The 2,850-nt window shown below is 70.9% G+C and carries 3 protein-coding genes; all 3 read left to right on the top strand.

Features of this window, described 5'->3' with window-relative positions; all coding sequences use genetic code 11:
* Positions 1-387 (top strand): MFS transporter (locus tag D7Y21_RS40920; RefSeq protein WP_147469532.1); only part of this gene is annotated, 387 nt, incomplete at its 5' end.
* Between the two features lie 10 nt (positions 388-397).
* Complete coding sequence (gene plsX, locus D7Y21_RS40925) at positions 398-1,432, top strand: phosphate acyltransferase PlsX (RefSeq protein WP_014398336.1); 1,035 nt, start codon at positions 398-400, stop codon at positions 1,430-1,432.
* Entirely contained in the window at positions 1,429-2,475 is a 1,047-nt protein-coding gene (locus D7Y21_RS40930) for a phosphatase domain-containing protein (protein WP_120563345.1), read from the top strand. The genes plsX and D7Y21_RS40930 overlap by 4 nt, the downstream gene beginning before the upstream one ends.
* The last annotated feature ends 375 nt before the right edge of the window (positions 2,476-2,850 follow it).

The raw sequence follows: 2,850 nt of genomic DNA on the forward strand, positions 1-2,850 counted from the left end.
GGGCGGGAGGCCCCGGTGGCCGCGGTGGGCTTCGGGCTGACGGCGGTGGGGCTGGCCCTGCTGCCCGTGGCGCCGTCGTACGGGTGGCTTTTCCCCGTGATGGGCCTGTTGGCGGTGGGCTCCGCGCTGGTGACACCGTGCCTGTCCGCGCTGGTGTCCCTGCACGCGCCCATGGAGCGGCAGGGGGCGGTGCTGGGGGCCTATCAGGCGTCCGGGTCCATGGGCCGCATCATCGGGCCCGCGCTGGGCGGCCTGCTCTTCACCCGACTGGGCCCGACGGCCCCCTATGGGACGGGCGCGGTGCTGGTGGCGCTGGGTGGACTTTTGGCACTGTCGCTGGTGACACAGGTGCGAATGTCGGGAGCAGGCGCGGAGCAAAGCTCATAGGATGGGGACCATGGTGGGCAAGCCGCAGCACATCACCATCGCGTTCGACGTGATGGGGAGCGATCACGGCCCGGCGGAGGTGGTGCGAGGCGCCGCCCAGCTTTCGCTGGAGTCTCCGCACATCCACGCGCTGCTCGTGGGGGACCGGCCGGTCATCGACGAGGCCCTGGCGGGCATCAAGCACAACGGGGAGCGCATCTCCGTGCACCACGCGGGTGACTACGTGGGCATGGACGAGAAGCCCGGCGAGGCGCTGGCGCGCAAGCCCGAGTCCTCCGTGGCGGTGGCCGCCCGGCTGGTGGCGGAGGGGGAAGCGCATGCGCTCGTCTCCGCGGGCAACACGGGCGCGGGCGTGCTCGCGTGCAAGCGCCACTTCCAGCTGATTCCCGGCGTGCGCCGCGCGGCCCTGGCCACGGTGTACCCCACGCGGGGCGTGCGAGGCGCGAAGCAGGACCCGTTCAGCCTCATCCTCGACGTGGGCGCCACGGTGGAGGCCACCGCGGAGGACCTGGTGGCGTTCGCCGTCATGGGAAGCGCCTACGCGCGCATCATCTCCCGCAACGAGCGGCCCAAGGTGGCGCTCCTGTCCAACGGCGTCGAGCCGCAGAAGGGCCCGCCGCGCGTGGTGGAGGCGCACCAGCGGCTGTCGCAGATGGCGGGGCTCAACTTCACGGGGAACGTGGAGGGCATCGACATTCCGCGCGGCACGGTGGACGTCATCGTCACGGACGGCTTCGTGGGCAACGTGTGCCTGAAGATGCTGGAGGGCGTGCACGACACGGTGATGGAGCTGGCCCAGTACGCCTACAAGGAGAGCCTGCGCTGGCGCGCGGGCCTGGCCATGCTGTCCTCCGGCATCGAGCGGCTGAAGGACATCACGGACTGGGAGCAGTACGGCGGCGCGCCCATCCTGGGGTTCGACCGCATCTTCATCAAGGCGCACGGCCGCTCCAAGGCGCGCGCCATCGCGAACGCGGGCAAGGTGGCCGCGAAGGCGGTGGCGAACGAGCTGGGCACCGCCATCCAGGAGGGCCTGGCGAAGTGAGCCTGCCGGACCGCATCGACCCGCGCCCCCCGCGCCGCATCTACCGGTGGGACCTGGACAAGACGTACCTCCAGACGGACTTCGAGTCGCTGCGCGACCTGTTCCGCACGGCGTTCCAGAAGGCCCATGAGAAGGTCGCCATCCCGGGCGCGTCCGCGCTCATCCGCGAGCTGGCGGAGCAGGGGGACTCGCGGCTGTGCATCGTGTCCGGCAGCCCCAAGCAGATGCGCGCGGTGCTGGAGGAGAAGCTCAAGCTGGACGGCATCCAGTGGGACGAGTTCGTCCTCAAGGACAACGTGGGCAACCTGCTGCGCGGGCGCTTCCGGGCCCTGCGCGGACAGGTGGGCTACAAGCTGCCCGCCATCCTGGAGAGCCGCGTCAACGCGCCGGTGGAAGCGGAAGAGGTGCTCTTCGGCGACGACGCGGAGGCGGACGCGTTCATCTATTCGCTCTACGCGGACCTCATCGCGGGCCGGGTGGACGAGCGCGTGCTGGCCCAGGTGCTGGAGGCGGGCGGGGTGTACCCGGACGACGCCGCGCGGGTGCACGAGGCGTGGAAGAAGATTCCCATCGCGGACCCCGTGCGGCGCATCTTCATCCACCTGGACAGGCTGACGCCGCCCGCGCACTTCACGCCCTACGGCCCGCGCGTGGTGCCCATCTTCAACTACTTCCAGGCGGCGCTGGTGCTGCTGGCGGACGGCCACCTCACGGCGCCGCAGGTGCTGAAAATCGCCGTGGAGATGGTGCAGACGGCGGGGCACAACATCATCACGCTGTCGAACTCGTTCCAGGACCTGCTCAGGCGCGGACTTCCGCTGCAGCAGGCGGCCATCGCGCTGTCCCAGGCGATGGAGGGGCCCAACGCGCTGCTCAAGGCCATGCGCCCCATGCCGGACATCCTGGCCGCGTTCAGCAAGCGCCTGGCCGCGCTGGGCACGCAGCCCCCCCCACCACGCGTGCAGGCGGTGGACTACGTGTCGCTCATCTCCCACGCGCTGCCCCGGACCCATAAGGGGCGCACCCTGAAGCCACCCACCTGAAGCGCCGGGCCGTTGAGCTCGGCTGCCTGCCTGCCCTGGGGCCCCTCCTGCGGCCTGGACCCGGCGTCGCCTGGGGTCTGGGTGTTACCCAGGAGTAGCGCCTTTCCCCTGGGCAGCGGGCGCACGGAGGGCGGGCAGGGGGGCCCATGCGAACCCCCGACGTCCCTGAAGAATGTCCTTAAGCGCGACCCCCATGGGTGGGAGGATGCGTGCTAGACGGCTGCCCTTACGAGGCGAATGACGCGAGACCCGACCCATCCCCCGCCCCATGGCGGAACGCTGCCAGCCGCGCCCGGAGACGACGCGCGCGGAGAGGCCTCCTTCGAGGCGGCAGCGGACACGGCATCCGGGTCCGCTGCCGCCCTGTCTCTTATA

Source organism: Corallococcus sp. AB045, from assembly GCF_003668895.1.
Lineage (GTDB): Bacteria > Myxococcota > Myxococcia > Myxococcales > Myxococcaceae > Corallococcus > Corallococcus coralloides.

Bases quoted from the DNA above. Each gene is read 5' to 3' on its own strand.
- plsX (WP_014398336.1), top strand. From the start codon at position 398: ATGGTGGGCAAGCCGCAGCACATCACCATCGCGTTCGACGTGATGGGG.